Genomic DNA, 24,181 nt, shown 5'->3' with positions numbered 1-24,181 from the left:
GCTTCGTTGCCGCGTTCGTCGCAAACGGACTCTCACCGGTCGCGGCGATCGCGACGCCGTCGTATCGAATGGATAACGAACACGGCTCGCGCGAACCAATTTTTGCATCCGTTATAGCGGAGCACACAACACCATGCCTAAGAAACGTACTACTCCCAATCGCAACGTGCAGATCGCCGATCAGATCCAGCGCGACCTGGCCGAGCTGCTGCGCGAGGTCAAGGATCCGCGCATCGGTATCGTCACGTTTCAGAGCGTCGAGCTGACACCCGACTACGCGCACGCGAAGGTGTACTTCACGACGCTGACGGGCGACCCGCAGCAGACGCTGGAAGCGCTGACGCACGCGGCCGGCCATCTGCGCAACCTGCTGTTCAAGCGCCTGCATATCCATACGGTGCCGACTCTGCATTTCCACTACGACAAGACGATCGAGCGCGCCGTGGAGATGTCGCGGTTGATCGACGAGGCAAATTCCACGCGCGCGAAAGACGACTGAGCGTCTGCGATGCGTCGCGTTCCGCGCGGCGCCGTTTTTCGTGTTTCCCGAACGTTCTGCCTTCCTCGACATGACCGCACCTCAACGCCCCCGCGTGCCGCGTCGCGCGCTCGACGGCGTGCTGCTGCTCGACAAGCCGCTCGGCCTGTCGAGCAACGACGCGCTGATTCGTGCGAAACGTCTCTATCTGGCGAAAAAGGCGGGCCACACCGGCACGCTCGATCCGCTCGCCACCGGCTTGCTGCCGCTTTGTTTCGGCGAGGCCACCAAGTTTTCGCAAGACCTGCTCGAAGCCGACAAGACCTACGAGGCCACGATGCGCCTCGGCATCCGCACGACCACCGGCGACGCCGAGGGCGAGGCGCTCGACATCCGCGCCGTCGACTGCGACGAAGCGGCGGTGCGGGCGGCTTTGCGGGGATTCATCGGCGAGATCGTTCAGGTTCCGCCGATGTACTCGGCGCTCAAGCGCGACGGCAAGCCGCTGTATGAGTACGCGCGCGCCGGTCAAACGGTCGAGCGGGAAGGGCGGCCGGTGACGATTCACGCGCTAGAGCTGATTGCGTGCGCGCTGCCGGATGTCACGTTTCGCGTGACGTGCAGCAAGGGCACGTACGTGCGCACGCTTGCCGAGGATATCGGCGAGGCGCTCGGCTGCGGCGCGCATCTGGTTGCGCTGCGCCGCACCGGCGTCGGCGCGCTGACGCTGGATCATTCGGTCACGCTCGACGCGTTGTCCGCCGCGACCGAGCTCGAACGCGACGCATGGCTGCAGCCGGTCGACGCATTGCTGTCGACGTTCCCGCAGGTCACGCTGAACGACGACGACACGCGTCGCTTCTTGCACGGCCAGCGCCTGAAGCTGTCGTCGTTGACGATCGCCGCTGATGCCGCGAATGCCCCGCGTGTGAGGGTGTACTCGGCGCAGGGGCGGCTTCTGGGGGTCGCAAAACCGGGCGAAGGGGTGCTCGCGCCCGAACGTCTGGTCGTGACGACGGAGAGCTAGAGGCCGCCGTTTTGCCAGCACCGCGCCGACAATAAAAAAGCGGGATCGCCATCGTGCGATCCCGCTTTTTTCACGCCCTACAGTGGAGCGGTGTCGAACTCAAGCAACGCCCCGAATACGACTCAATGCGCCGCAGCCGCCGCCGCTCCCGAGTCGCCGCCCGCCCGTTCCGGCCGCGTGATCCAGATCAGCGCAATCAGCGCGACAAAAATACCGGCCGAAATGAAGAACAGATCGTTCACGCCGAGCTGCGCGGCCTGCTGCGTGACCATGGTGTTGAAGAGACCATAGGTCTGCTGCTGGTCCAGGCCCGCCGCGCCCATCTGATGAATCGACTGACCAAACACCGGGTTGTAGGCGTTCGCCTGCTCCGTCAGTTGCGCGTGGTGCATGATCGTGCGGTGATCCCACGCGGTCTGGAAAATCGACGTGCCGATACCGCCGCACATGATCCGCACGAAGTTCGACAGCCCCGAGGCCGCCGGAATCCGATGGCCCGGCAAGCCCGACAGCGTGATCGACACGAGCGGTATGAAGAAGCCAGCCATGCCGATTCCCTGAATCAGCGTGGGCAGCATCAGCGAGTACGTATCGACGCCCGTCGTATAGCGCGAGCGCATCCAGAAACACAGCGCGAAAATCAGGAACGACAGCGTCGCGATATAGCGCGGATCGGTGCGCGGCAGCACCTTGCCGGTGATCGGCGACAACAGGATCGCGAACACGCCGACGGGCGCCATCACGAGTCCCGCTTCGGTCGCGGTGTAGCCGATATCGGTCTGCAGCCACAGCGGCAACAGCACGAGATTGCCGAAGTAAAGCCCATAGCCGATCGACAACGCGATCGTGCCGCCAGTGAAATTACGTCGGCTGAACAGCGACAGGTCGACCACCGGATGCTCGGCCGTCAGCTCCCACACGATGAAAAACGCGAGCGCGATCACCGCGACGAGCGCGAGCACGACGATCGTCGTCGACGAGAACCAGTCGAGGTCCTTGCCCTTGTCGAGCATGACCTGCAGCGAGCCGACCCAGACGATCAGAAGACCGAGACCGACGCCGTCGATTGGCGCCTTCTTGATCACCGAGTCGCGGTTGCGGAAGATCATCCACGTGGCGGCGGCCGCGACCGCGCCGACCGGAATGTTGACGTAGAAGATCCACGGCCACGAGATGTTGTCGGAAATCCAGCCGCCGAGAATCGGACCGGCAACCGGCGCGATCAGCGTGGTCATCGCCCACATCGATAGCGCCATTGGCGCCTTCGCGCGCGGATAGCTCGCGAGCAGCAGCGTCTGCGACAGTGGGATCATCGGGCCGGCCACCGCGCCTTGCAGCACGCGCGACGCGAGCAGGAACGGCAGGTTCGGCGACAGCCCGCACATCCATGACGACAGCACGAATAGCACGATCGACGCCATGAACAGCCGCACCTGACCGATGCGGTCGGTGAGCCAGCCGGTCAGCGGCACCGAGATCGCGTTGGCCACCGCGAACGATGTGATCACCCACGTGCCCTGGTCGGACGACACGCCGAGGTCGCCGGAAATCGACGGGATCGACACGTTGGCGATCGACGTGTCCAGGACGTTCATGAACACGGCGAGCGACACCGCGATGGTGCCGATCACCAGTTGCGCGCCCTCGAGCGGCGGGTGAGGGACTTGCGCCTGAGCCTGAGCCATTAAAAGAGCCTTCTAGGAATCGTCGGGCGGAGCCTTAGCTCTTGTGGGCAGCCGGTTTCGTGGCGGCCGCGGCGCTCGCCGCGGTCGACTTCTGCGCGCCGCCGTTCGCGTTCTGGCCAGCGTTTTCCGCGATGATGCGCGCGATTTCCGCGTCGGCTTCGGCGCCGTACTTGTCGAAGACGTTGGTCTGGTAGGCCGTGGACGGCGCCTGACCGAGCTGGCCGCCGGTGTCGTCCTTGATGTTCACGTCAGCCTGCATCGACAGACCGATACGCAGCGGATGCTTCTCGAGTTCCTGCGGATCGAGCGAAATACGCACCGGCAGACGCTGCACGACCTTGATCCAGTTGCCGGTCGCGTTCTGCGCGGGTAGCAGCGAAAACGCCGAGCCAGTGCCGGCGGAGAAGCCGATCACCTTGCCGTGATACGGCACCGAAGAGCCGTAGACGTCGGCCGTCAGTTCGACCGGCTGGCCGATGCGCATGTGCTTCAGTTGCACTTCCTTGAAGTTCGCATCGACCCACACGTCATGCAGCGGCACGATCGCCATCAGCGGCGTGCCCGGCGACACGCGTTGGCCGACCTGCACCGAACGTTTCGCGACATAGCCGGTGACCGGCGCGGGCAGCGTATTGCGAGCGTGGTTCAGGTACGCGTCGCGCAGCTTCGCGGCGGCGGCCTGCACGTTCGGGTGATTCGCGATCGTGGTGTTCGCGGTCAGCGCGCGATTTGCCGCGAGTTGCTGTTTGGCGGCGTCGAGCGCGGCTTGCGCGCTCTTCACGGCGTCGCGTGCGTGCGAGATTTCTTCCTGCGATACCGCGCCGGTCTGCGCGACCGTCATACGGCGCTTCAGGTCGTCCTGGGCTCGCGACAGGTCCGCCTGGCTCGCCGCGACCCGCGCTTCGTACTGGCTGTCGTCGGCGAACAGACCCCGCACTTGACGCACCACCTGCGCAAGATTGGCCTCGGCCTGTTCGAGCGCGACGCGCGCGTCGGCGGGGTCGAGCACGACGAGCGGGTCGCCGGCCTTGACGACCTGGGTGTCGTCCGCATTGACTGCGATCACGGTGCCCGTGACCTGCGGCGTGATCTGCACGACGTTGCCGCTCACGTAGGCGTCGTCGGTGTCTTCATGGAAGCGTGCGTCGAGGAAGTAGTACAGGCCGTACGCGACCGCGGCAATCAGGATCACGATGACGAGCAGCGTCATCATGCGCTTGCGTTTGCCGTTGTTCGCCGCTTGCGGTGGAGTGGCGGGCTGCTGGGGAGTGCTCATTGATGTGCTCCGGGTTCTTTTGAACGTCGTCGTTTGTTCGGTGTTCGTGTGTATGCGTGTGTGTTGGCGCGGGCGGTCTCGCTCAGTTCGCGGCGGTGCTCGTGGCGTGGTTCGCGGAGTTGGCCGATGCGGGAGCATCGGTCGGCACGATGAGACCGGTCTGGGTCGCGTCGAAGCCGCCACCCAGTGCCTTGATCAGGCCGATCTGCAGACTGCGGCGGCGCATCTGCAGACCCGTGACCGTCTGCTCGGCGGCAAGGCGGTTGTCGTCGGCGGTTAGCACCTGCAACTGCGGCGACAGGCCGGCCTTGTAGCGGATCACGGCCAGCTGGTATGCCTTGCTCGACGCCTCGAGCGCGCGCTGGGCGTCGCCTTCCTGGCGGTCGATCGAGCGGATCGACGACACCTGCGTGGATACGTCCTGCAGAGCGTTGATCAACGTCTGGTTGTAGTTCGCAACGTCGCCCTCGAAGTCGGCGTAGCGGCCCTTCAGCTGCGCGCGCAACGCGCCGGCGTCGAAGAGCGGCAGATGGATCGCCGGGCCGAACTGGATCTGACGGCTCGACGAGGTCAGGAAACGGCCCCAGCCGAACGCGTCGAAGCCGAAGCCGGCCGCGAGATTCACGTCCGGGTAGAACTCGGCTTTCGCTTCCTTCACGTCGTGCATCGCGGCTTCGACCTGCCAGCGCGCGGCGACGATGTCCGCGCGACGCGCCACGAGGTCGGCCGGGATGTTGTCCGGCAGCGCGACCACGTTGCCGCCGGAGAGCACCGGCTTGTCGATCTGCAGGCCGCGGTCCGGGCCTTTGCCGAGCAGCGCGCCCAACTGGTAGCGCACGACGGTGATCTGGCCGTCGAGATCGGTGAGGTTCGACTGGCTCGTCGCGATGTTGCCGGCGGCGGTCTGCTTCTCGACGTTGGTGTCGAGACCGGCCTTCACGCGGTTGTCCGTGATACGGCCGACGTCCTGGCGGTTCGCGATTTCACGCGCGGCGATGTCGCGGAACGCGTACAGCTGCGCGAGCTGGTTGTAGGTGCTCGCAACCGACGCGGCGAGCGTCACGCGCGCCTGCTGCAAGTCGGCTTCGGCGGCTTTCTGCTGCGATACGGCCTGGCCGAGGCGCTGACGATTCTTGCCCCACAGGTCGAGATCCCACGATGCGCTCGCGAGCACGTTGTTCTCGCTAAACCAGGTGCCGCCGAACGGAGGTGGGAAGAGGGCGTTCGCCGAGTACAGTTCGCGGGTCCACGAATAGTTCAGTTCGGCCTTCGGGAATAGCGCCGAGCGCGAGCTTTCGATATACGACGAAGCCTTCGCGAGCCGCGCCTGCGCCTGGGCGATCGACGGGCTGCCCTCGAGCGCTTCCGCGATCAGCTTCGGCAGTTGCGGGTCTCCGAACTGGTTGGCCCAGTCGAGCGATGGCCACTGGCCGCCCTCGTTGGGCAGACTCTGCGTCGACTCGTACTGCGTCGGCGAGGCGATCTGCTTGTCGCTCTTGACGCCGAAGTAGTTCGCGCACCCCGTGAGGGCGAGCGCCGTCACCGCGGCGGCGACAGCGGCCCGGCTCGACAGCGCGGGCGCGGACAGGGAAAGGGATTTCATCGCTCGACTCTTCTTTGAGTGGAATGTAGTGATGGACGCAGCAAGCAAGCTATTACGATTTGCTATCGGGATGGCTCGAGGCATCGCGGGAAAGTCCCGTGTATTCGCCGGAATTGGCGAGCACGCGGCGCAGCATGCTCTTCAGGAAGCCCACTTCCTCCGGGGTGAACCCGTTCAGCAGGGTGTCGAGCACGCCGTTGAAAATTGCCGGCATGCGGGCCGCGATCGCATTGCCTTCCGGCGTCAACGCGAGGCGCACGACGCGCCGGTCTTCGTTACTGCGCACCCGCGTGAGCAGGCCGCGCTTTTCGAGTCGGTCGATCAGGCGCGTGACGGCGCTTGCGTCGATACCATATTCACGGGCCAACTCGGCCGCGAGCAGGCATTTGCCGCTCGCCACCATGAACAGGATGCTGCCTTGCTGGCTAGTGATGCCGAGCTCGGCCATGCTGCGCTGCGTAACCAGATTGTGCAGAGTCGATTTCACCCGCGAGATGAGATAACCGACGCTTTCGCCGAGTTGATACTCGCTGAGGTCCGGCGTGGGGTCGTGGGACGGCTCCGTCATGATTCTCGTGCGATTGCAATGGTTGACTAGGCATTAGTATAGCTGGCTGTTGATTGACACGACAAGCGTAAATACAGCTTAGGCAAGGATTATTTCCTGCTCTAGCGAGATGCCGTACGGATTGGCGTAGGGCGCGGATGACGCGGTATTCGCAAAGCTCAACGGGGACCCGCAGAGCTACGGTCTATCGGGGAATACCAGAAAGGATCATCAGCGCGTGCTATACTTTTGGGTTCCCAAAAGTGCGCTTTGGGCTTGTTGTCGTGGTTTGGCTCCTCAACCAGCAGCATAAGCAAGCGGCGCACTCAACCGTCTTCAGGTTTCCTATGACCCGCGCCCTACGCAACATTGCCATCATTGCTCACGTCGACCACGGCAAGACTACGCTCGTCGACCAGCTCCTCCGTCAGACCGCCACGTTCCGCGAGAACCAGCAGATCGCCGAGCGCGTGATGGACTCGAACGACATCGAAAAAGAGCGCGGCATCACGATCCTGTCGAAGAATTGCGCGGTGGAGTACGAAGGCACGCACATCAATATCGTCGACACGCCGGGGCACGCCGACTTCGGCGGCGAAGTTGAGCGCGTGCTGTCGATGGTCGACTCGGTGCTGCTGCTCGTCGACGCGGTGGAAGGCCCGATGCCGCAAACCCGCTTCGTCACGAAGAAGGCGCTCGCGCTCGGCCTGAAGCCGATCGTCGTGATCAATAAGGTCGACCGTCCGGGCGCGCGGGTCGACTGGGTGATCAACCAGACCTTCGACCTGTTCGACAAGCTCGGCGCAAGCGAAGAGCAGCTCGACTTCCCGATCGTCTACGCATCGGGGCTGAACGGCTATGCGGGTCTCACGCCTGACGTGCGCGACGGCGATATGCGTCCGCTGTTCGAGGCAATCCTTCAGCACGTGCCGGTGCGCCCGGCCGATCCGGAAGGTCCGCTGCAACTGCAGATCACGTCGCTCGACTACTCGTCGTACGTCGGCCGTATCGGCATTGGCCGTATCACCCGCGGGCGTATCAAGCCGGGCATGGCCGTCGCGGTGCGCTCGGGCCCGGAAGGCGAAATCCTCAATCGCAAGATCAACCAGGTGCTGTCGTTCAAGGGCCTCGATCGCGTGCAGGTCGACTCTGCCGAGGCGGGCGACATCGTGCTGATCAACGGCATCGAGGAAGTCGGCATCGGCGTGACGATCTGCTCGCCGGAACAGCCGGAAGCGCTGCCGATGATCACCGTCGACGAACCCACGCTGACGATGAACTTCCTCGTCAACTCGTCGCCGCTCGCGGGCCGCGAAGGCAAGTTCGTCACGAGCCGTCAGATCCGCGACCGCCTGATGAAGGAACTGAATCACAACGTCGCGCTGCGCGTGCGCGATACCGGGGACGAAACCACGTTCGAAGTGGCGGGCCGCGGTGAGCTGCACCTGACCATTCTGGTCGAAAACATGCGCCGCGAAGGCTACGAGCTGGCCGTGTCGCGTCCGCGTGTCGTGATGCAGGAAATCAACGGCGAGAAGCACGAGCCGTACGAAAACCTGACCGTCGACATGGAAGACACCCACCAGGGCGGCGTAATGGAAGAACTCGGCCGCCGCAAGGGCGAAATGCTCGACATGGCGTCGGACGGCCGTGGCCGCACGCGTCTCGAGTACCGTATTTCGGCACGTGGTCTGATCGGCTTCCAGTCGGAATTCCTCACGCTGACGCGCGGCACGGGTCTGATGAGCCACACCTTCGATTCGTACCAGCCGGTCAAGGAAGGCGCGGTCGGCGAGCGTCGCAACGGCGTGCTGATCTCGCAGGACGACGGCGCGGCAGTCGCGTACGCATTGTGGAAGCTGCAGGACCGCGGCCGCATGTTCGTGTCGCCGGGTGAAGCGCTGTATGAAGGCATGATCATTGGCATTCACAGCCGCGACAACGATCTCGTCGTGAACCCGATCAAGGGCAAGCAGCTCACCAACGTGCGCGCGTCGGGCACCGATGAAGCGGTGCGTCTCGTGCCGCCGGTTCAGCTGTCGCTCGAATACGCTGTCGAGTTCATCGACGACGACGAGCTGGTCGAAGTCACGCCGAAGTCGATCCGTCTGCGCAAGCGCTACCTGAAGGAACACGAGCGCCGCAGCGCCAGCCGCAACAAGGTTGCCGGCGAATAAGCGGGACTCGAATCCGTCTGGACAGCAGGCAACGGAAGCCACCTTCGGGTGGCTTTTTTGTTTTCGGCGCGTCGGCACTTGTGGCGTTGCATCATGCCTAGGCACTTTCCGGACGACACAGGTGTAGACACCTATTGCGCAATTCGCCTTCTCATTTTCTACAGAAGACTATTGCGCGCTTTGAAGAAGCACCCCGTCACCCGCGAAACGCCCGCCATCACAGGCTTTCCCGCGTGTGCTGTCCGCTATCTGGGCTATTCGTTCTGTGCTATGCTCCCGGGTGCAAAGTTTTAGGTCCTTCCAAGCAAGACTTGATTCGCGCAATCCGCTAAACGGTCAGGCCGTGTCGCGGAAGGTTCTGTAACCCGCTATTTCTCGAGAAGCTCGAAGAAAGGTGAGCGTAAAAATGATGAAGCAATTCCAGTCGAACTCTTATCTGTTCGGCGGCAATGCTCCGTACGTTGAAGAAATGTACGAAGCGTATCTCGATAATCCGGCGTCAGTGCCCGAGACCTGGCGCAGCTATTTCGATGCGTTGCAGAACGTGCCCGCATCGGACGGCAGCAACGCCAACGACGTGGCCCACGGCCCGATCGTCGAATCGTTTGCACAGCGCGCCAAGGCCAATGCCTTCCTGCCGCGCGCAACTACCGGCGGCGAAGATCTCGCAACTGCCCGCAAACAGGTTTACGTCCAGTCCCTCATCGGCGCATATCGCTTCCTCGGCTCGCAATGGGCCAATCTCGATCCTCTGAAGCGCCGCGAACGTCCCGCGATCCCCGAACTTGAACCCGCGTTCTACGACTTCACCGAAGCCGACATGGACCAGGAGTTCAGCGCAACGAATCTGTACTTCGGGTTCGAGCGCGCGACGCTGCGCGAGATCGTCAAAGCCCTGCGCGACACGTATTGCGGCACGATCGGCGCCGAGTACATGTACATCAGCGATCCGGAACAGAAGCGCTGGTGGAAGGAACGCCTCGAATCGATCCGTTCGACGCCGAACTTCAGCAACGACAAGAAGAAGCACATCCTGAACCGCCTGACGGCCGCCGAAGGCCTCGAGCGTTTCCTGCACACCAAGTACGTCGGTCAGAAGCGCTTCTCGCTCGAAGGCGGCGAGAGCTTCATCGCGGCGATGGACGAAGTCGTGCGTCACGGCGGTCTGCGCGGCGTTCAGGAAATCGTCATCGCGATGGCTCACCGTGGCCGTCTGAATGTGCTGGTCAACACGCTCGGCAAGATGCCGGCCGACCTGTTCGCTGAATTCGAAGGCAAGCACGTCGATGATCTGCCGGCTGGCGACGTGAAGTACCACAAGGGCTTCTCGTCGGACGTCGCGACCGAAGGCGGTCCGGTTCACCTGTCGCTCGCGTTCAACCCGTCGCACCTCGAAATCGTCAACCCGGTGGTCGAGGGCTCGGCGAAGGCGCGTATGGACCGCCGCGGCGACGAAAACGGCATCCAGGTGCTGCCGGTGCAGATCCACGGCGACGCGGCCTTCGCAGGCCAGGGCGTCGTGATGGAAACGCTGAACCTCGCGCAAACGCGCGGTTACGGCACGCACGGCACGCTGCACATCGTCATCAACAACCAGATCGGCTTCACGACGTCGGACCCGCGCGATTCGCGCTCCACGTTGTACTGCTCGGACGTCGTCAAGATGATCGAAGCGCCGGTGCTGCACGTGAACGGTGACGATCCCGAAGCTGTCGTGCTGGCCATCCAGATGGCGATCGACTTCCGCATGCAGTTCCACAAGGATGTCGTCGTCGACATCGTCTGCTTCCGCAAGCTGGGTCACAACGAGCAGGACACGCCGGCGGTCACGCAGCCGCTGATGTACAAGACGATCTCGAAGCACCCGGGCACGCGCGCACTGTACGCTGAAAAGCTCGTGCAGCAGGGCGTCATCAAGGCCGACGAAGGCGAAGAATTCGTCAAGGCCTACCGCAAGGCGATGGACGAAGGCCACCACACGGTCGACCCGGTGCTCTCGAACTACAAGAGCAAGTACGCGGTGGACTGGGTGCCGTTCCTGAACCGCAAGTGGACCGACGCGGCCGACACGGCCGTCCCGCTCGCGGAACTGAAGCGCCTCGCCGAGCGCATCACCACCATTCCGGAAAACTTCAAGGTTCACCCGCTCGTCGAGCGCGTGATCAACGACCGTCGCGCGATGGGCCGCGGCGAAGCGAAGCTCGACTGGGGCATGGGCGAGCACCTCGCGTTCGCATCGCTGGTCGCATCGGGCTACGCCGTTCGTCTGACCGGCCAGGATTCGGGCCGCGGCACGTTCACGCACCGTCACGCGGTGCTGCACGACCAGAACCGCGAGCGCTGGAACGACGGCACCTACGTGCCGCTGCAGAACATCGCCGAAGGTCAGGCGAAGTTCACGGTGATCGACTCGGTGCTGTCCGAAGAAGCGGTGCTCGGCTTCGAATACGGCTACTCGACCGCTGAACCGAACACGTTCGTCGCGTGGGAAGCGCAGTTCGGCGACTTCGTGAACGGCGCACAGGTCGTGATCGACCAGTTCATCTCGTCGGGCGAAGTGAAGTGGGGCCGCGTGTCGGGCCTGACGATGCTGCTGCCGCATGGCTACGAAGGCCAGGGTCCGGAGCACTCGTCGGCGCGTATCGAGCGTTTCCTGCAACTGTGCGCAGACCACAACATGCAGGTCGTTCAGCCGACCACGCCGGCGCAGATCTTCCACCTGCTGCGTCGCCAGATGATCCGTCTGTTCCGCAAGCCGCTGATCGTCGCAACGCCGAAGTCGTTGCTGCGTCACAAGGAAGCCGTGTCGGATCTGTCGGAACTCGCGAAGGGTTCGTTCCAGCCGGTGATCGGCGAAGTGGACGAAACCATCGACGCGAAGAAGGTCAAGCGCGTGCTGGTCTGCTCGGGCCGCGTGTACTACGACCTGGTCGCGCATCGCCGCGAAGCGAAGGTGAACGACGTCGCGATCGTCCGTATCGAGCAGCTGTATCCGTTCGCTCACAAGCAGTTCGAAGCGGAATTGAAGAAGTACGACAACGCAACCGAAGTGGTGTGGGTGCAGGACGAGCCACAGAATCAGGGCCCGTGGTTCTACATCGAGCACCATCTGAAGGAAGGCATGAAGGAAGGGCAGAAGCTGGCGTACAGCGGCCGTCCGGCTTCGGCTTCGCCTGCAGTCGGCTACTACGCGAAGCACTACGAGCAGCAGAAGGCGCTGGTCGAAGGCGCTTTCGGCCGCCTCAAGAGCGCGTCGATCGCCAAGTAAAGAAACAGACGAGCCGGGAGAGCGCAGTGCGCTTTCCCGCGCCGCGCCGAACGTTCCCATGTGGTTCAGGCGCAGTGCGCGCGGTTCGCAGGCGGTCGTGAAAATGCGCCGTCACCCGATACGTATTCAGGATACTCATAATGGCTATTGTTGAAGTCAAGGTTCCCCAGCTCTCCGAGTCGGTCTCGGAAGCGACCATGCTGCAGTGGAAGAAGAAGCCCGGCGAGGCTGTCGCTCAGGACGAAATCCTCATCGAAATCGAGACCGACAAGGTCGTGCTCGAAGTGCCGGCTCCGGCAGCAGGCGTGCTCGCGCAAGTCATCTCGAACGACGGCGACACGGTCACGGCGGACCAGGTGATCGCGAAGATCGACACGGAAGGCACCGCAGGCGCCGCCGCTGTCGAAGCGGAAGTGAAGCCGGCTCCGGTCGCCGCAGCGGCTCCCGCGCCTGCGGCTCAGGCTGCTGCCGCAACGGGCTCGAACACCGCTGCTTCGCCGGCTGCCGGCAAGCTGATGGCCGAGAAGGGTCTGGCTGCTGGCGACGTCGCCGGCACGGGCCGCGACGGCCGCATCACCAAGGGCGACGTGCTGACCGCAGGCGCTCCGGCTGCCAAGGCTGCACCGGCGCCGGCTGCCGCACCGAAGGCTGCCAAGCCGTCGCTGCCGGACGTCAAGGCTCCGGCATCGGCCGACCAGTGGCTGAAGGACCGTCCGGAACAGCGCGTGCCGATGTCGCGTCTGCGTGCGCGTATCGCCGAGCGTCTGCTCGAGTCGCAGCAAACCAACGCCATCCTCACGACGTTCAACGAAGTGAACATGGCGCCGGTCATGGATCTGCGCAACAAGTACAAGGACAAGTTCGAGAAGGAACACGGCGTGAAGCTCGGCTTCATGTCGTTCTTCGTGAAGGCGGCTGTTCATGCGCTGAAGAAGTTCCCGCTCGTGAACGCGTCGATCGACGGTAACGACATCGTCTATCACGGCTACTTCGACATCGGTATCGCGGTCGGTTCGCCGCGCGGTCTGGTGGTGCCGATCCTGCGCAACGCAGATCAGCTGAGCCTCGCCGACATCGAGAAGAAGATCGCCGAATTCGGCCAGAAGGCGAAGGACGGCAAGCTGTCGATCGAAGAAATGACCGGCGGTACCTTCTCGATCTCGAACGGCGGCGTGTTCGGCTCGATGCTGTCGACCCCGATCATCAACCCGCCGCAGTCCGCGATTCTCGGCGTGCACGCCACCAAGGAACGCGCTGTGGTCGAAAACGGCCAGATCGTGATCCGCCCGATGAACTACCTCGCGCTGTCGTACGATCACCGCATCATCGACGGCCGCGAAGCCGTGCTGTCGCTGGTCGCGATGAAGGACGCGCTGGAAGATCCGGCACGCCTGCTGCTCGACCTGTAAGCGCCCGCCCGGAGCGCGCCGGCTTGTGAAACCGCAAGCCGGCGTCATCTAGTCAGTACGTATCTAGCATTTCGCAGTACAGGAACGGCGCGCGCCACCTTGGGTGGTCCGGCGCCGTTCCGCTATCAAAGGGATTGTCATGTCCAAAGAATTTGACGTCGTCGTGATCGGCGCAGGCCCTGGCGGTTATATCGCCGCCATCCGCGCAGCGCAGCTCGGCAAGACCGTCGCATGTATCGAAAAATGGAAGAACCCGGCCGGCGCGCTGAAGCTTGGCGGCACCTGCCTGAACGTCGGCTGCATTCCGTCGAAGGCGCTGCTCGCGTCGTCGGAAGAGTTTGAAAACGCGTCGCATCACCTCGCCGACCACGGCATCTCGGTGGGCGACGTGTCGGTCGATATCTCGAAGATGATGGCCCGCAAGGACGGCATCGTCGAGAAGATGACCAAGGGCATCGAATTCCTGTTCCGCAAGAACAAGATCACGTGGCTCAAGGGCCACGGCAAGTTCACCGGCAAGACCAACGCCGGCGTGCAGATCGAAGTGAGCGGCGAAGGCGAAACCGAAGTCGTCACGGCGAAGAACGTGATCATCGCGACGGGTTCGAAGGCGCGTCATCTGCCGGGCATCCCGGTCGACAACAAGCTGATCGCCGACAACGAAGGCGCATTGAGCTTCGACACGGCACCGAAGAAGCTCGCCGTGATCGGCGCGGGCGTGATCGGTCTGGAGCTTGGCTCGGTGTGGCGCCGCCTCGGCGCTGACGTGACGGTGCTCGAAGCGCTGCCGGAGTTCCTCGGCGCGGCTGACCAGGCGCTGTCGAAGGAAGCGGCCAAGCAGTTCAAGAAGCAGGGTCTCGACATTCACGTCGGCGTGAAGGTCGGCGAAGTGAAGACGGGCGCGAACGGCGTGACGATCGCCTACACGGACAAGGACGGCAACGCGCAGACGCTCGAAGCCGACCGCCTTATCGTGTCGGTCGGCCGCGTGCCGAACACCGACAACCTCGGCCTCGAATCGATCGGCCTGAAGGCCAACGAGCGCGGCTTCATCGACGTCGACGACCACTGCGCGACGGCTGTGCCGAACGTGTACGCGATCGGCGACGTGGTGCGTGGCCCGATGCTCGCGCACAAGGCCGAAGACGAAGGCGTGATGGTCGCGGAAGTGATCGACGGCCAGAAGCCGCACATCGACTACAACTGCGTTCCGTGGGTGATCTACACCGAGCCGGAAATCGCATGGGTCGGCAAGACCGAGCAGCAGCTGAAGGCCGAAGGCCGCGAGATCAAGACGGGCCAGTTCCCGTTCATGGCGAACGGCCGCGCGCTCGGCATCAACAAGGCGGACGGTTTCGTCAAGATGATCGCCGACGCGAAGACCGACGAACTGCTCGGCGTGCACATCATCTCGGCGAACGCATCGGACCTGATCGCGGAAGCCGTGGTGGCGATGGAGTTCAAGGCGGCGTCGGAAGACATCGGCCGGATTTGCCATCCGCACCCGTCGCTCTCGGAAGTCATGCGCGAAGCGGCACTCGCCGTCGACAAGCGCGCGCTGAACATGTAAGCGCGCACGCCTGAGCTGAAACGCAACCTTGGCATCACCAAAGGCGGGCGGGGTTCACTCCCTCCCGCCTTTCTTTTTGCAGCAACACGATGAACGTCACCGAATACTACGAAAAAGAACTGCAGACGCGGGGTTATCAATCCGATCCGGCGCAGCGCGCGGCGGTCGACCGCCTGCAGCGGTGCTATGAAGAGTGGACCGCATACAAGTCGCGCCGCTCGAACGCGTTCAAGAAGCTGATCATTCACCCGGATCTGCCGCGCGGCGTGTACATGTGGGGCGGCGTGGGCCGCGGCAAGAGCTTCCTGATGGACAGCTTCTACATGATCGTGCCGTTGCATCGCAAAACCCGTCTGCACTTCCATGAGTTCATGCGCGAAGTGCATCGCGAGCTCGAAGAACTCAAGGGCCGGGCAGATCCGCTCGACGAACTCGCGCGCCGCATCGCGAAGCGCTATCGGCTGATCTGCTTCGACGAATTCCACGTGTCGGATATCGCCGACGCGATGATCCTGTATCGTCTGCTCGACAAGCTGTTCGAGAACGGCGTGCAGTTCGTGATGACGTCCAACTACGCGCCCGACACGCTGTATCCGGACGGCCTGCATCGCGACCGCATGCTGCCCGCGATCGAGCTGATCAAGCAGAAGCTCGACGTGATCAACGTCGACGCGGGGATCGACTACCGGCAGCGCACGCTCGCCCAGGTGGAGGTCTATCACACGCCGCTGGACGCCGCCGCCGGCAAGGCGCTGCGCGACGCCTTCGCGCGCCTCGCCGCGGTGCCTGACGAAAGTCCGCTGCTCCATATCGAGAAGCGCGAGCTGAAGGCGCTGCGCCGCGCGGATGGCGTCGTCTGGTTCGACTTCGCGACGCTGTGCGGCGGCCCGCGCTCGCAGAACGACTACCTTGAACTCGCGACCCGCTTTCACGCGGTGATCCTGTCGGACGTGCCGCAGATGTCGGCGCGCATGGCGTCGGAAGCGCGCCGCTTCACCTGGCTCATCGACGTGTTCTATGACCACAAGGTCAAGCTGCTGATGTCGGCCGCGGTGCCGCCGGAGGAGTTGTACGTCGACGGTCCGATGGCCAACGAATTCACGCGGACGGTATCGCGCATCGTCGAGATGCAGTCGAAGGAGTATCTCGATACACCTCGCCGGATCGTCGATACGTCTCTAACCTGAGCCTCGGCGTAGGACAGTCCTTAGGAATCGGAGTGGTCTTATATTCCGCGCGCGGGTGACTAGCTATCTTTTGTCGTTGTTCTGACAAAGGAGGAAGCATGAACTCGTACCGCGAAATCACCGATGAAGAATGGCAGCGCGTTGCGCCACTGCTGCCTGAACTCCGGCCGCGTGCCGAAATGCGTGGCCGTCCCCTGGCCAATACCCGCTCAGTGCTCAACGGCGTGCTTTGGGTCATGTATAGCGGCGCCACCTGGTCGACCATGCCGCGCCGCTACCCGTCGTATCAAACCTGTCATCGCCGCTTCAAGTCCTGGTACCAATCGGGCGTGCTCAAACACGTCACGGAGCAACTGCTCGGCACCGCAAGCGAAGATCTCTGCAGATTGATGGAAGCGCGTATGCGCATGCACGCGAGCGCGCCGCACAAGCGCGCCGGGGCCCGCCGCACAGCCGCGGCGTTCCGTGTTCCGCCCGCCGTGTACGACCAGGTATCCGCCACGGCAGTGTCGGCGACGCCGTCCGGTTACGCTGCACCGTTCAAGCAGGCAGCATGACCCACGCAAACAACTTGCCCCAATGAGAACGGCCGCGCGATTCTGGATCGCCGGCCGTTTTTTTATGCTGTACGTGCTGGTGCTGAGCGCGCCATCGTTGCAGCATGATGCGCTCATTCAGGCAACGTGCGAGGCCACACAAAGGCTCCACGTCGAACCTCACTGCTGCCGGATCCACGTCTGCGAGCGGCCGAGCAGCGCAACGCCAATATAGCCTCGCACCACGAGCTTGTTGCCGCCGTCTTCGAGATGCATCTTGCACTTGTAGACCTTGCCGTTTTCAGGATCGAGAATCTGGCCATGATCCCACGCGTCGCCATCCTTCTTCATGCTGTTGATGATGGTCATGCCGAGGATCGGTTGGTCCTTGCGCGCGTCGGTGCATGCGCTGCAGCGGCGATCCGGCTGGTCGTTCGCCCCGAGACCCTTGACGACTTTGCCGTTCAATTCGCCATTGCCGTCTTGCGTGATCTGCACGAGCGCTTTCGGTTGGCCCGTATGATCGTCGATGGTTTGCCACATGCCGATCGGTGTCTCGGTCTGCGCCATCGCGGTCACGGCGCTGGCGAGCAGGGCGCCGGCGAGCGCGGCATGACGGGCGGTGCGCAGCGCGAGCGCGCGCGCACGATGAGTGAATTGAGTCATTGCCTTCCTCCTTGATATGAGACGGCGCGATCGTGGTCGCGCGGCTTTATGGGCATAGTGGTGGGATGCGCGGCACCGGTCTTCGCGATGCGGGCCCATGCTAGCGGCGTGCCGTTTGCATCGCCAGCGCAGAATACGCGAAAGCGCATGCGCCGTTTGATAGAGAAGCTTCTAATCAGCACGCGTCGTTCGGAGGCGTGTCAATTCAGCTATGGGAAGAGCCTCGCGTTGAAGCGCTGTCCACCAGCGCATCAACGACCGCTTTCCAGACGAAAAGATCGAGGCTGTAATAGCGCGCCGCCAACGGAGCAAACGCGCAGGTGCCAAATTTTCGACGAAGAGCCCGGAACTCGCAAAATTGAGTAATAATTCCCCGTTTTCTACTAAAACAAGATCTGTTCAACAGGTGTCACATGGACCGAAAGTCAAAGCTACGAAAGATTGCTCTGGCCGCATGCATCGTATTGGGGGCCCTTCAGGGCGCGAATGCACAGGCTCTGCAGAACAGTGATGCGAGCGGTACGATCGTGTCCCAGCCGGTTCCCACGAGCGCGCCGACCGACACGTCGCAGGGCGGCCAGGCAGAGACCACCGCACTGACGCCGGATGAAAGCCGGCAATCCGCCACCGGGAATGTGGCTGAATTGCAGCAGATGATCCATGGCTCGGATCTGAGCGAACTGCGCACCACGTATAACGGCAGCTATGGCGCGAGCCTGCTGTTCTACGGGAAGGAGATGACCTACTACGTCGCGCTGTTCCAACAGAAAAACTTCTGGCGCGTGATCAAGACGCAGGACGCCGCGCGCGCCGAGCTGATCTACAAGGATTTCGCGCGGCAGACGATGCAGTTGTCGGACGTTGAGATCCGCCGTACGCAACTCGAAGCGCAGAAGGCGTTCACGCAGCGCCTGGTCGCGTTGTCGCAGGAACGCGCGAGCCGGCTGCAGGCCGACCTCGACGTCGCGCGTCAGCAGCAGAGCATCGTCGCGAGCCAGCAGGAGCAGAAGCGCGCCGAGGCGACCGAACTGGCGCAGCAGAAGGCCGCCGCGCAGGATCAGTTGCGCGTCGCGCAGCGTCAAGTCCGCAACCTGCAGCGTCAGCTCGAGAGCGGCTTGCCGCTGCGTTGAGCACGACGATGTGAGCCTCGGTGGACGGGCGGCACGGCGCGCAAATCGATACGCCGTGCCGCCCGTCCGCGGGCGTTACCGTCGTCAAGTTCGATTGGTGCTTTCCGCACCCCGCCAACCCGCGCATCGCACTCTCGCCGCCGGGCTTTTCGGCATTTCCACTCGACATTGTTCGCGAGCCACGATGGCTCGCTGCCGCGCCATGGTGCGACCCAAGACGGCGCGATTTCAATGCCGCTTGCGCGTATCCGCCTGAGTCTTGCGCATCCGCTCGCGAAACGGCTCCGTCACATCGACGGCGATCGGATCGCTGGCGGGAAAGCTTTCCATCAGCGCTTCATCGAGCCGCGTGTCGGCGGACGTCGACGGCGTCCGGCGCGTGCGCGCAGGCCGGGAGGCATGCTGGCTTTTGCTGGTCATGGCGCGCTCCATCGGTAGAGGATCAATGATTCAGCATAGCGCATTGCGGCTATCGACGAACGTCGGCCGAATCGCGCAAGGCGCGTCGTTTGAAACCGGCCCGCATCGATTCGTTCTCCGAGTGTCCCGGCCGCGCTTGAGCCGCACCTGAGCCGCGCTTTAGCCGCGAGCGACACCTCCATCGATCCATCACACAGCGAACCACATGAACGCGAAAAAGCCGGCGGGTACACGACGAGTGCTCGCAGCCCACGTCGTGGAAACTGAACTGGAACACCTGGATTGGGCGACGCGGCAACCGGCGCTGCACCTGTTCGACGCCGGCTACTGGCGCCGCCGCGTGCTGGCGGTCAAGGGGAGATTCGAGCTGACCGAGCGGCAGCTGACCCAACTGGAGAAAATTCTGCAGCGCCTCGGTCCGTGCGCGGATTAGCGAGGCGCGGCCGTCACCGCTCCTTCGTATTTATTCCTGATTGCCGCTGGGGTTGCCGCTGCCGTGGTTGCCGCCATGATTGCCGCCTTCGCCGCCGGTGCCGAATAGACGCCGCCGCCGCGTGACGACCACCGGGCCTTCGGGGTTGCCGCTGCGCTCGCTCGGCGCGCGTTCCGCGGCCGGCGCGCCATACGATTCACGCCCCTCGCGCGGCTCGCGATGTTCGCGCGACCCGTGCGGGCCGCGCGCGCCATGTTCGCCATGCGACGTTCGGCCCGTGCGCGGCGCCGGCCGCGTGCCGGTGTCGAGCTGGATCGTGGAGATCGCGCGCTTGTAGATGCCTTGCAGGCCAACCGGCGTGCGCAGCATCACCAGGTACTGATCGAACGACTCGATGCATCCGGTCAGGCGGATGCCGTTGACCAGATAGATCTCGACGCGCTTTCGTTCCTTGCGCGCGGCGTTCATGAAGTCGTTTTGCGGATGCGATTCTGCGGAAGCCATGGACAATTCAGGTTAGATAGACGGTGGTTCGCCGCGATTCTACCCTTTCTACTCCAGGCGGGGCAGTACGCGTCGACGGGGCGAACTTCGTCCACTATAACGGCTTGTGAGCCCATAAGCATCCGATACCGCGAGACTGTAACGTTGAGTTACGAATCTGCTGGTCAATGGCGTCTTCTTCCGGTCTCTCCAGGCATTGCCGGCAAGCGTGGCGGAAAAGGAAGAACATAGGGGTGTGCTGCGCGACCACCCGCTACGGCGTCAAAACGCCCCGAAAAAACCCAAAAAAATCCCGGAGAAAGCAGCGCAACAGCAGCGCAGCGACACGGCGCCACGGCCGCGATGGAATAAACCGCTCGGTCGCAGCGTTAAGCCCAGTATGGCAGCACCGCATTCGGCGGCTTGCCGCCCACCGCCCGCCGCGCCTGTCGGTCGATCGTGCGCCGGGCATCCGTGAGGAGATTCAACATGATGAAAGCATCCCGTATTCTGTCAGCGCTCTTCGTCCTGCTCGCGCTCGCGTGCGGCTCCCTTGCTCACGCGGCCGACACCGACAACGCCGCGTCGAGTTCGAGCGGCAACAGCAACAGCAGCGGCGGCTACTAGAGCCGCGACCGCGCCTGGCACACCGGGTGAGCTTCGAATCGGAAGTGATCGCGTGGCTGCCGCAGTTGCGCCGCTATGCGCGCGCACTGACGGGCGACCGCGCCTGGGCCGACGATCTCGTCCAGGATACGGCGGAGCGCGCGCTTGCGCGCTGGTCGGCATTCCGGCCGAACAGCAACCTGCGCGCGTGGTTGCTGACGATCCTGCGGCATCTGTACATAGACCAACTGCGCGGGCGGCGCGAGATCGCCGTCGACGAGGAAAGCGCGCCCTGGCGCAATCTCGAGGCGCCGCACGGCGAGGTCGACGGTCTGGTTCTGCGCGACGTGCAGCGCGCGCTGTACTGCCTGCCACTCGAGCAGCGTGAGGTGCTGCTGCTAGTGTGCGTGGAGGAGCTGTCGTACCAGGAGGCATCGAGTGCATTGGGGGTGCCGATCGGTACAGTGATGTCGCGGCTGTCGCGGGCACGCGAGCATATGCGCGCGTTGCTGTGCGAGGAGCCGCCGGGGCCAATGCACGGACCGCAGCCCCGTGCGCCGCGGGCGGCGCACAAAGTAGCGCCGCTGAAAGTGGTGAGAAACCGATAATGAACAACGATAACCCCGAATCCGGATTGCCCGACGAGCCCGATCTGCGCTCGCTGTCGGCCTATGTCGATGGCGAATTGACGGATGAGCAGCGCGCCGCGGTCGAAACGCAGCTTCGCCAGCATCCGCAGGCCGCCGCGCGCGTCGCGGCGTGGCGCGCGCAGAAGGCGGCGCTGCGGGCGCTGTGCGGCGTGCCGGGCAGCGATGTATGGCACGCGCAAGCGGGGCAGGAAGCCGACTACGAGCAGCAAGCCGCTGAACCGGGCGAGCGACATTACGCCGGCAGCCAGCCCACGGAGCAGGAGCCGGCTTTCATCGTCGTGCGGCGTGCGCGGCCGTGGTGGCAGCGCGCCGGTCTCGCCGCCTGCTGGCTCGCGGCCGGCGCCGGGCTCGCGCTGGTGCTCGGTCCGCTCGCGCCGCGGCTGAGCGGCGGCGCGTGGAGCGGCTTCGGCGGCCAGCCGGCCGGTTTTGCGCAGCGCGCGGATGTCGCGTACGCGGTGTACTCGCCGGAGCGGCGTCATCCGGTCGAAGTCGCGGCGAGCGAAGAGGAGCATCTGATCGCGTGGCTGTCGAAGCGGCTGAATCGGCCGCTGTCGGTGCCGTCGCTGCAGGAGTATGGTTATTCGCTGGTGGGCGGCCGGCTGCTGCCCGGCGAGTCCGGGCCGGCCGCGCAGTTCATGTACGAGAACCAGGCCGGCGCGCGCCTCACGCTGTACGTGACCGGCGTCACGCGCGACGAAACCGTGTTCCGCCTGTTTCGCGACGGCAACCGCCGCACCTTCTACTGGGTCAGCGACCGCATGGGCTACGCGCTGTCCGGCGCGATCACGGAAGGCAAGCTGCGCGAAATCGCGATCGACGTGTGCAGCGAGCTCGGTGGTAAGCCTGAGGCGTGGCAGCAGTAGGGGGCGGTAGCGTGTCGTAAAGGCCGTCGGCGGCCAGGCACGCATTGCTGCTGCCACGCGGGACCGCACCCTCGGCTTACCCGACCGACAAGGAGACGCCTTGCCCCCGACGCTGCCGCCCAACCTGTCCGCCGCGCAGTTCGACCGTGCGCTTGCCGGCTGGCGCGCGATCGTCGGTGACGCGCACGTGCTGAGTTCCGACGCCGGCCTCGCCGTCTATATCGATCCGTTCGCGCCCGGCGAGCCGGGTGCGTTCGCCGCGAGCGCCGCGGTGCTGCCCGCGTCGGTCGATGAAATCCGCGCGGTGCTGCGCATCGCCAATCAGTACCGGATTCCGCTATGGACCGTGTCGACCGGGCGCAACTTCGCGTACGGCGGCGCCGCGCCGCGTCTGACCGGCTCGGTCGTGCTCGACTTGCAGCGCATGAACCGCATCCTCGAAGTCAATGAAACGCTCGCCTATGCGCTCGTCGAGCCCGGCGTCAGCTATTTCGATCTGTACGCGCATCTGCGCGACAAGGGCTACAAGCTGTGGGTCGATCCACCGGCCGCCGGCTGGGGCAGCGTGGTCGGCAATACGCTCGAGCGCGGCTTCGGCTATACCGACTATGGCGACCACGCGGCCGCGCAATGCGGAATGGAGGTGATGCTCGCCAACGGCGACCTGCTGCGCACCGGCATGGGCGGCGTCGAAATCGGCACGGCGTGGCAGCTGTATCAGCCGGGCTACGGGCCGTCGTTCGATGCGCTGTTCATGCAGTCGAACTATGGCATCGTGACCAAGCTCGGCGTGTGGCTGATGCCCGCACCGCCCGCGTATCTGCTCGGCGAAATCCAGTTTCGCCGCGAGGCCGATCTGGAGGCGATCGTCGAGATTCTGCGGCCGTTGCGGCTCGACGGCACGATCCGCAATCACGCGGTGATCGAGGGCGGTTTGCGGCGCGCGGCGGGCCTTTCGCCACGCCGGCAGTGGTACCACGGCGCGGGCGCGATGCCCGAGAGCGCGGTGCAGGCGATGCTCGACAAGCTCGGCGTCGGCCGCTGGAACCTGCATTTCGCGCTATACGGCACGCCCGAGGTGATCGACGCGCGCTACGCGCTGATCGAGCGCGCGTTCGCGCGGGTGCCCGATGCGCGGCTCGCGGCGGCGCGTTATGCGGGCGATGCGCAGCCGAGCGGCGGCGGCGACCGCAACATGGCCGGCATCCCCGCGATGACCGCGTTTCGCATGCTCGACTGGCGCGGCGGCGCGGGCGCGCACGTCGACTTCGCGCCGATCTGTCCGGCGACCGGGCGCGACGCGATGCGCCAGTACACGATGGTGAAAGCGCGCGCCGCCGAATACGGCTTCGATTACTACGGCGGCTTCACGGCGGGCGCGCGGCATCTGCATCACATTTTCGCGGCGATCTTCGATCGGGACGACGCGAACCAGGTGGAGCAGGCCGGCGCGCTGCTGCGCTCGCTGATGAGCGACGCGCGCGCGGCAGGCTACGGCGAATATCGCGCGCATCTCGCGTATATGGATTTCGCGGCCGCGCAATACAGCTTCAACGACGGTGCGTCGCTGCGCTTCGCGGAAACGCTGAAGGATGCGCTCGACCCGAACGGCATTCTCGCGCCGGGCAAGCAGGGCATCTGGCCCGCGGCGTGGCGCGACCGGCGAGGCTATACATGAAAAAGCGCGTGAAAAAGCGCGGGATCAACGAGTGAATGGAACGTACACGCCAATGGATCGACGCACTTTCATGCTGACCGGTGCATGGCTCGCGACGGCCGCGGGCGGCGCATGGCCGTGGCTCGCGCAAGCCGCCGCGTGTGCCGACGATGCGCGCGCGTTCGCGATCGTCGACTCGACGCTCGAATGCGGCGCGTCGTTCGCGCGCTATGCCGCGCATCTGCGATTGCCGACCTTCGAAACCGGCGACGATGCCGGCGCGCTGTGGTTCACCACCCTCGCGCCGCTGCTAGACGACGGCCGGACCCCGCACCCGATGCCCGCGCTGATCGGCTTCACGCGCGCGTCCGATTACTTCGTGCTGCAACACCTCGCGCTGCGCACCGGACGCTTCGTCGAGCATCGTCACGAAGCGCGCGAGGGGCTGCATGCGCAACCCGTCCACGTGGCTTTCGCGCTGACGCCGCGCAGCGGGCGCGGCTAAAAAAC

22 protein-coding genes are annotated in these 24,181 nt (G+C 64.3%); 15 read left to right on the top strand and 7 right to left on the bottom strand.

The window, feature by feature from the left end; translation table 11 throughout:
- Positions 1 to 133: 133 nt before the first annotated feature.
- Together rbfA and truB are read left to right on the top strand one after the other, a co-directional pair.
- Positions 134 to 499: a 30S ribosome-binding factor RbfA gene (gene rbfA / locus VSR82_RS15475; RefSeq protein WP_008922231.1), complete on the top strand. Its 366-nt coding sequence runs from the start codon at positions 134 to 136 to the stop codon at positions 497 to 499.
- 70 nt (positions 500 to 569) lie between these two features.
- On the top strand, positions 570 to 1,505 hold the full coding sequence (gene truB / locus VSR82_RS15470; protein WP_368582704.1) for a tRNA pseudouridine(55) synthase TruB: 936 nt from the start codon (positions 570 to 572) through the stop codon (positions 1,503 to 1,505).
- Positions 1,506 to 1,627: 122 nt separating this feature from the next.
- Here the strand turns inward: truB and VSR82_RS15465 are convergent, their stop codons facing one another.
- The 4 genes from VSR82_RS15465 to VSR82_RS15450 all read right to left on the bottom strand — a co-directional run bounded on the left by VSR82_RS15465 (position 1,628) and on the right by VSR82_RS15450 (position 6,637).
- The gene (locus tag VSR82_RS15465; RefSeq protein ID WP_368582705.1) at positions 1,628 to 3,190 is read right to left on the bottom strand and encodes a DHA2 family efflux MFS transporter permease subunit; all 1,563 of its coding nucleotides are present in this window, start codon (positions 3,188 to 3,190) and stop codon (positions 1,628 to 1,630) included.
- 34 nt (positions 3,191 to 3,224) lie between these two features.
- The gene (locus VSR82_RS15460; protein WP_176108913.1) at positions 3,225 to 4,466 is read right to left on the bottom strand and encodes an EmrA/EmrK family multidrug efflux transporter periplasmic adaptor subunit; all 1,242 of its coding nucleotides are present in this window, start codon (positions 4,464 to 4,466) and stop codon (positions 3,225 to 3,227) included.
- An 82-nt stretch (positions 4,467 to 4,548) separates the two neighbouring features.
- Positions 4,549 to 6,069 carry an efflux transporter outer membrane subunit gene (locus VSR82_RS15455; protein WP_429459943.1) on the bottom strand — a complete coding sequence of 507 codons (1,521 nt, stop codon included), beginning with the start codon at positions 6,067 to 6,069 and terminating at the stop codon, positions 4,549 to 4,551.
- Between the two features lie 52 nt (positions 6,070 to 6,121).
- A complete protein-coding gene (locus VSR82_RS15450; protein WP_410848951.1) occupies positions 6,122 to 6,637 on the bottom strand; it encodes a MarR family winged helix-turn-helix transcriptional regulator in 516 nt (171 codons plus the stop codon).
- A 326-nt stretch (positions 6,638 to 6,963) separates the two neighbouring features.
- Here VSR82_RS15450 and typA point away from each other — a divergent pair, with 326 nt between their 5' ends.
- From typA to VSR82_RS15420, 6 genes are all read left to right on the top strand, one after another.
- Positions 6,964 to 8,793 (top strand): translational GTPase TypA, encoded by a 1,830-nt coding sequence (typA, locus tag VSR82_RS15445; RefSeq protein WP_176108910.1) that lies wholly within the window; start codon positions 6,964 to 6,966, stop codon positions 8,791 to 8,793.
- A 406-nt stretch (positions 8,794 to 9,199) separates the two neighbouring features.
- On the top strand, positions 9,200 to 12,061 hold the full coding sequence (locus VSR82_RS15440; RefSeq protein WP_368582708.1) for a 2-oxoglutarate dehydrogenase E1 component: 2,862 nt from the start codon (positions 9,200 to 9,202) through the stop codon (positions 12,059 to 12,061).
- A gap of 140 nt (positions 12,062 to 12,201) precedes the next feature.
- The gene (odhB, locus tag VSR82_RS15435; protein WP_176135844.1) at positions 12,202 to 13,470 is read left to right on the top strand and encodes a 2-oxoglutarate dehydrogenase complex dihydrolipoyllysine-residue succinyltransferase; all 1,269 of its coding nucleotides are present in this window, start codon (positions 12,202 to 12,204) and stop codon (positions 13,468 to 13,470) included.
- 139 nt (positions 13,471 to 13,609) lie between these two features.
- Entirely contained in the window at positions 13,610 to 15,040 is a 1,431-nt protein-coding gene (gene lpdA, locus VSR82_RS15430) for a dihydrolipoyl dehydrogenase (protein ID WP_429459938.1), read from the top strand.
- 89 nt (positions 15,041 to 15,129) lie between these two features.
- Positions 15,130 to 16,227 (top strand): cell division protein ZapE, encoded by a 1,098-nt coding sequence (gene zapE, locus VSR82_RS15425; RefSeq protein WP_429459936.1) that lies wholly within the window; start codon positions 15,130 to 15,132, stop codon positions 16,225 to 16,227.
- Between the two features lie 98 nt (positions 16,228 to 16,325).
- Positions 16,326 to 16,784: a transposase gene (locus VSR82_RS15420; protein ID WP_410848948.1), complete on the top strand. Its 459-nt coding sequence runs from the start codon at positions 16,326 to 16,328 to the stop codon at positions 16,782 to 16,784.
- A gap of 159 nt (positions 16,785 to 16,943) precedes the next feature.
- Here VSR82_RS15420 and VSR82_RS15415 read toward each other — a convergent pair whose 3' ends face one another.
- Positions 16,944 to 17,429 carry a DUF2147 domain-containing protein gene (locus VSR82_RS15415; protein WP_410848947.1) on the bottom strand — a complete coding sequence of 162 codons (486 nt, stop codon included), beginning with the start codon at positions 17,427 to 17,429 and terminating at the stop codon, positions 16,944 to 16,946.
- Between the two features lie 413 nt (positions 17,430 to 17,842).
- Here VSR82_RS15415 and VSR82_RS15410 point away from each other — a divergent pair, with 413 nt between their 5' ends.
- A complete protein-coding gene (locus tag VSR82_RS15410) occupies positions 17,843 to 18,559 on the top strand; it encodes a DUF2968 domain-containing protein (RefSeq protein ID WP_410848946.1) in 717 nt (238 codons plus the stop codon).
- A gap of 228 nt (positions 18,560 to 18,787) precedes the next feature.
- On the opposite strand, the gene VSR82_RS15405 is transcribed toward VSR82_RS15410, so the two are convergent.
- Entirely contained in the window at positions 18,788 to 18,979 is a 192-nt protein-coding gene (locus tag VSR82_RS15405) for a hypothetical protein (RefSeq protein WP_368582715.1), read from the bottom strand.
- A 205-nt stretch (positions 18,980 to 19,184) separates the two neighbouring features.
- Between VSR82_RS15405 and VSR82_RS15400 the strand changes: the two genes are divergently transcribed.
- A complete protein-coding gene (locus VSR82_RS15400) occupies positions 19,185 to 19,412 on the top strand; it encodes a hypothetical protein (RefSeq protein ID WP_429459933.1) in 228 nt (75 codons plus the stop codon).
- Positions 19,413 to 19,442: 30 nt separating this feature from the next.
- Here VSR82_RS15400 and hfq read toward each other — a convergent pair whose 3' ends face one another.
- Positions 19,443 to 19,916: an RNA chaperone Hfq gene (hfq, locus tag VSR82_RS15395; protein ID WP_368582716.1), complete on the bottom strand. Its 474-nt coding sequence runs from the start codon at positions 19,914 to 19,916 to the stop codon at positions 19,443 to 19,445.
- A 468-nt stretch (positions 19,917 to 20,384) separates the two neighbouring features.
- Between hfq and VSR82_RS15390 the strand changes: the two genes are divergently transcribed.
- From VSR82_RS15390 to VSR82_RS15370, 5 genes are all read left to right on the top strand, one after another.
- Positions 20,385 to 20,522 carry a hypothetical protein gene (locus VSR82_RS15390; RefSeq protein ID WP_176108899.1) on the top strand — a complete coding sequence of 46 codons (138 nt, stop codon included), beginning with the start codon at positions 20,385 to 20,387 and terminating at the stop codon, positions 20,520 to 20,522.
- Positions 20,523 to 20,548: 26 nt separating this feature from the next.
- A complete protein-coding gene (locus tag VSR82_RS15385; protein WP_368582717.1) occupies positions 20,549 to 21,109 on the top strand; it encodes a sigma-70 family RNA polymerase sigma factor in 561 nt (186 codons plus the stop codon).
- Complete coding sequence (locus VSR82_RS15380) at positions 21,109 to 22,014, top strand: zf-HC2 domain-containing protein (RefSeq protein WP_429459930.1); 906 nt, start codon at positions 21,109 to 21,111, stop codon at positions 22,012 to 22,014. Before VSR82_RS15385 ends, VSR82_RS15380 begins: the two co-directional genes overlap by 1 nt.
- Positions 22,015 to 22,114: 100 nt before the next feature.
- Positions 22,115 to 23,692: an FAD-binding oxidoreductase gene (locus tag VSR82_RS15375; RefSeq protein ID WP_410848943.1), complete on the top strand. Its 1,578-nt coding sequence runs from the start codon at positions 22,115 to 22,117 to the stop codon at positions 23,690 to 23,692.
- 52 nt (positions 23,693 to 23,744) lie between these two features.
- The gene (locus VSR82_RS15370) at positions 23,745 to 24,176 is read left to right on the top strand and encodes a hypothetical protein (protein WP_368582720.1); all 432 of its coding nucleotides are present in this window, start codon (positions 23,745 to 23,747) and stop codon (positions 24,174 to 24,176) included.
- Positions 24,177 to 24,181: the final 5 nt, after the last annotated feature.

Source organism: Burkholderia sp. JPY481 (assembly GCF_038900515.1).
In the GTDB taxonomy this organism is placed as follows: domain Bacteria; phylum Pseudomonadota; class Gammaproteobacteria; order Burkholderiales; family Burkholderiaceae; genus Paraburkholderia; species Paraburkholderia youngii.
The sequence above is the reverse complement of the archived record's forward strand: the minus strand, read 5'-3'. Positions and strand labels throughout refer to the sequence as shown.

What these genes read in the sequence shown, in the direction of transcription:
- VSR82_RS15460 (WP_176108913.1), bottom strand. Translation starts at nt 4,466, where the DNA reads ATGAGCACTCCCCAGCAGCCCGCCACTCCACCGCAAGCGGCGAACAAC.
- VSR82_RS15420 (WP_410848948.1), top strand. Translation starts at nt 16,326, where the DNA reads ATGAACTCGTACCGCGAAATCACCGATGAAGAATGGCAGCGCGTTGCG.
- VSR82_RS15440 (WP_368582708.1), top strand. Translation starts at nt 9,200, where the DNA reads ATGATGAAGCAATTCCAGTCGAACTCTTATCTGTTCGGCGGCAATGCT.
- typA (WP_176108910.1), top strand. Translation starts at nt 6,964, where the DNA reads ATGACCCGCGCCCTACGCAACATTGCCATCATTGCTCACGTCGACCAC.
- truB (WP_368582704.1), top strand. Translation starts at nt 570, where the DNA reads ATGACCGCACCTCAACGCCCCCGCGTGCCGCGTCGCGCGCTCGACGGC.
- odhB (WP_176135844.1), top strand. Translation starts at nt 12,202, where the DNA reads ATGGCTATTGTTGAAGTCAAGGTTCCCCAGCTCTCCGAGTCGGTCTCG.
- VSR82_RS15455 (WP_429459943.1), bottom strand. Translation starts at nt 6,069, where the DNA reads ATGAAATCCCTTTCCCTGTCCGCGCCCGCGCTGTCGAGCCGGGCCGCT.
- rbfA (WP_008922231.1), top strand. Translation starts at nt 134, where the DNA reads ATGCCTAAGAAACGTACTACTCCCAATCGCAACGTGCAGATCGCCGAT.
- lpdA (WP_429459938.1), top strand. Translation starts at nt 13,610, where the DNA reads ATGTCCAAAGAATTTGACGTCGTCGTGATCGGCGCAGGCCCTGGCGGT.
- VSR82_RS15465 (WP_368582705.1), bottom strand. Translation starts at nt 3,190, where the DNA reads ATGGCTCAGGCTCAGGCGCAAGTCCCTCACCCGCCGCTCGAGGGCGCG.
- VSR82_RS15415 (WP_410848947.1), bottom strand. Translation starts at nt 17,429, where the DNA reads ATGACTCAATTCACTCATCGTGCGCGCGCGCTCGCGCTGCGCACCGCC.
- VSR82_RS15390 (WP_176108899.1), top strand. Translation starts at nt 20,385, where the DNA reads ATGATGAAAGCATCCCGTATTCTGTCAGCGCTCTTCGTCCTGCTCGCG.
- VSR82_RS15450 (WP_410848951.1), bottom strand. Translation starts at nt 6,637, where the DNA reads ATGACGGAGCCGTCCCACGACCCCACGCCGGACCTCAGCGAGTATCAA.
- hfq (WP_368582716.1), bottom strand. Translation starts at nt 19,916, where the DNA reads ATGGCTTCCGCAGAATCGCATCCGCAAAACGACTTCATGAACGCCGCG.
- VSR82_RS15370 (WP_368582720.1), top strand. Translation starts at nt 23,745, where the DNA reads ATGGATCGACGCACTTTCATGCTGACCGGTGCATGGCTCGCGACGGCC.
- VSR82_RS15380 (WP_429459930.1), top strand. Translation starts at nt 21,109, where the DNA reads ATGAACAACGATAACCCCGAATCCGGATTGCCCGACGAGCCCGATCTG.
- zapE (WP_429459936.1), top strand. Translation starts at nt 15,130, where the DNA reads ATGAACGTCACCGAATACTACGAAAAAGAACTGCAGACGCGGGGTTAT.
- VSR82_RS15400 (WP_429459933.1), top strand. Translation starts at nt 19,185, where the DNA reads ATGAACGCGAAAAAGCCGGCGGGTACACGACGAGTGCTCGCAGCCCAC.
- VSR82_RS15410 (WP_410848946.1), top strand. Translation starts at nt 17,843, where the DNA reads ATGGACCGAAAGTCAAAGCTACGAAAGATTGCTCTGGCCGCATGCATC.
- VSR82_RS15405 (WP_368582715.1), bottom strand. Translation starts at nt 18,979, where the DNA reads ATGACCAGCAAAAGCCAGCATGCCTCCCGGCCTGCGCGCACGCGCCGG.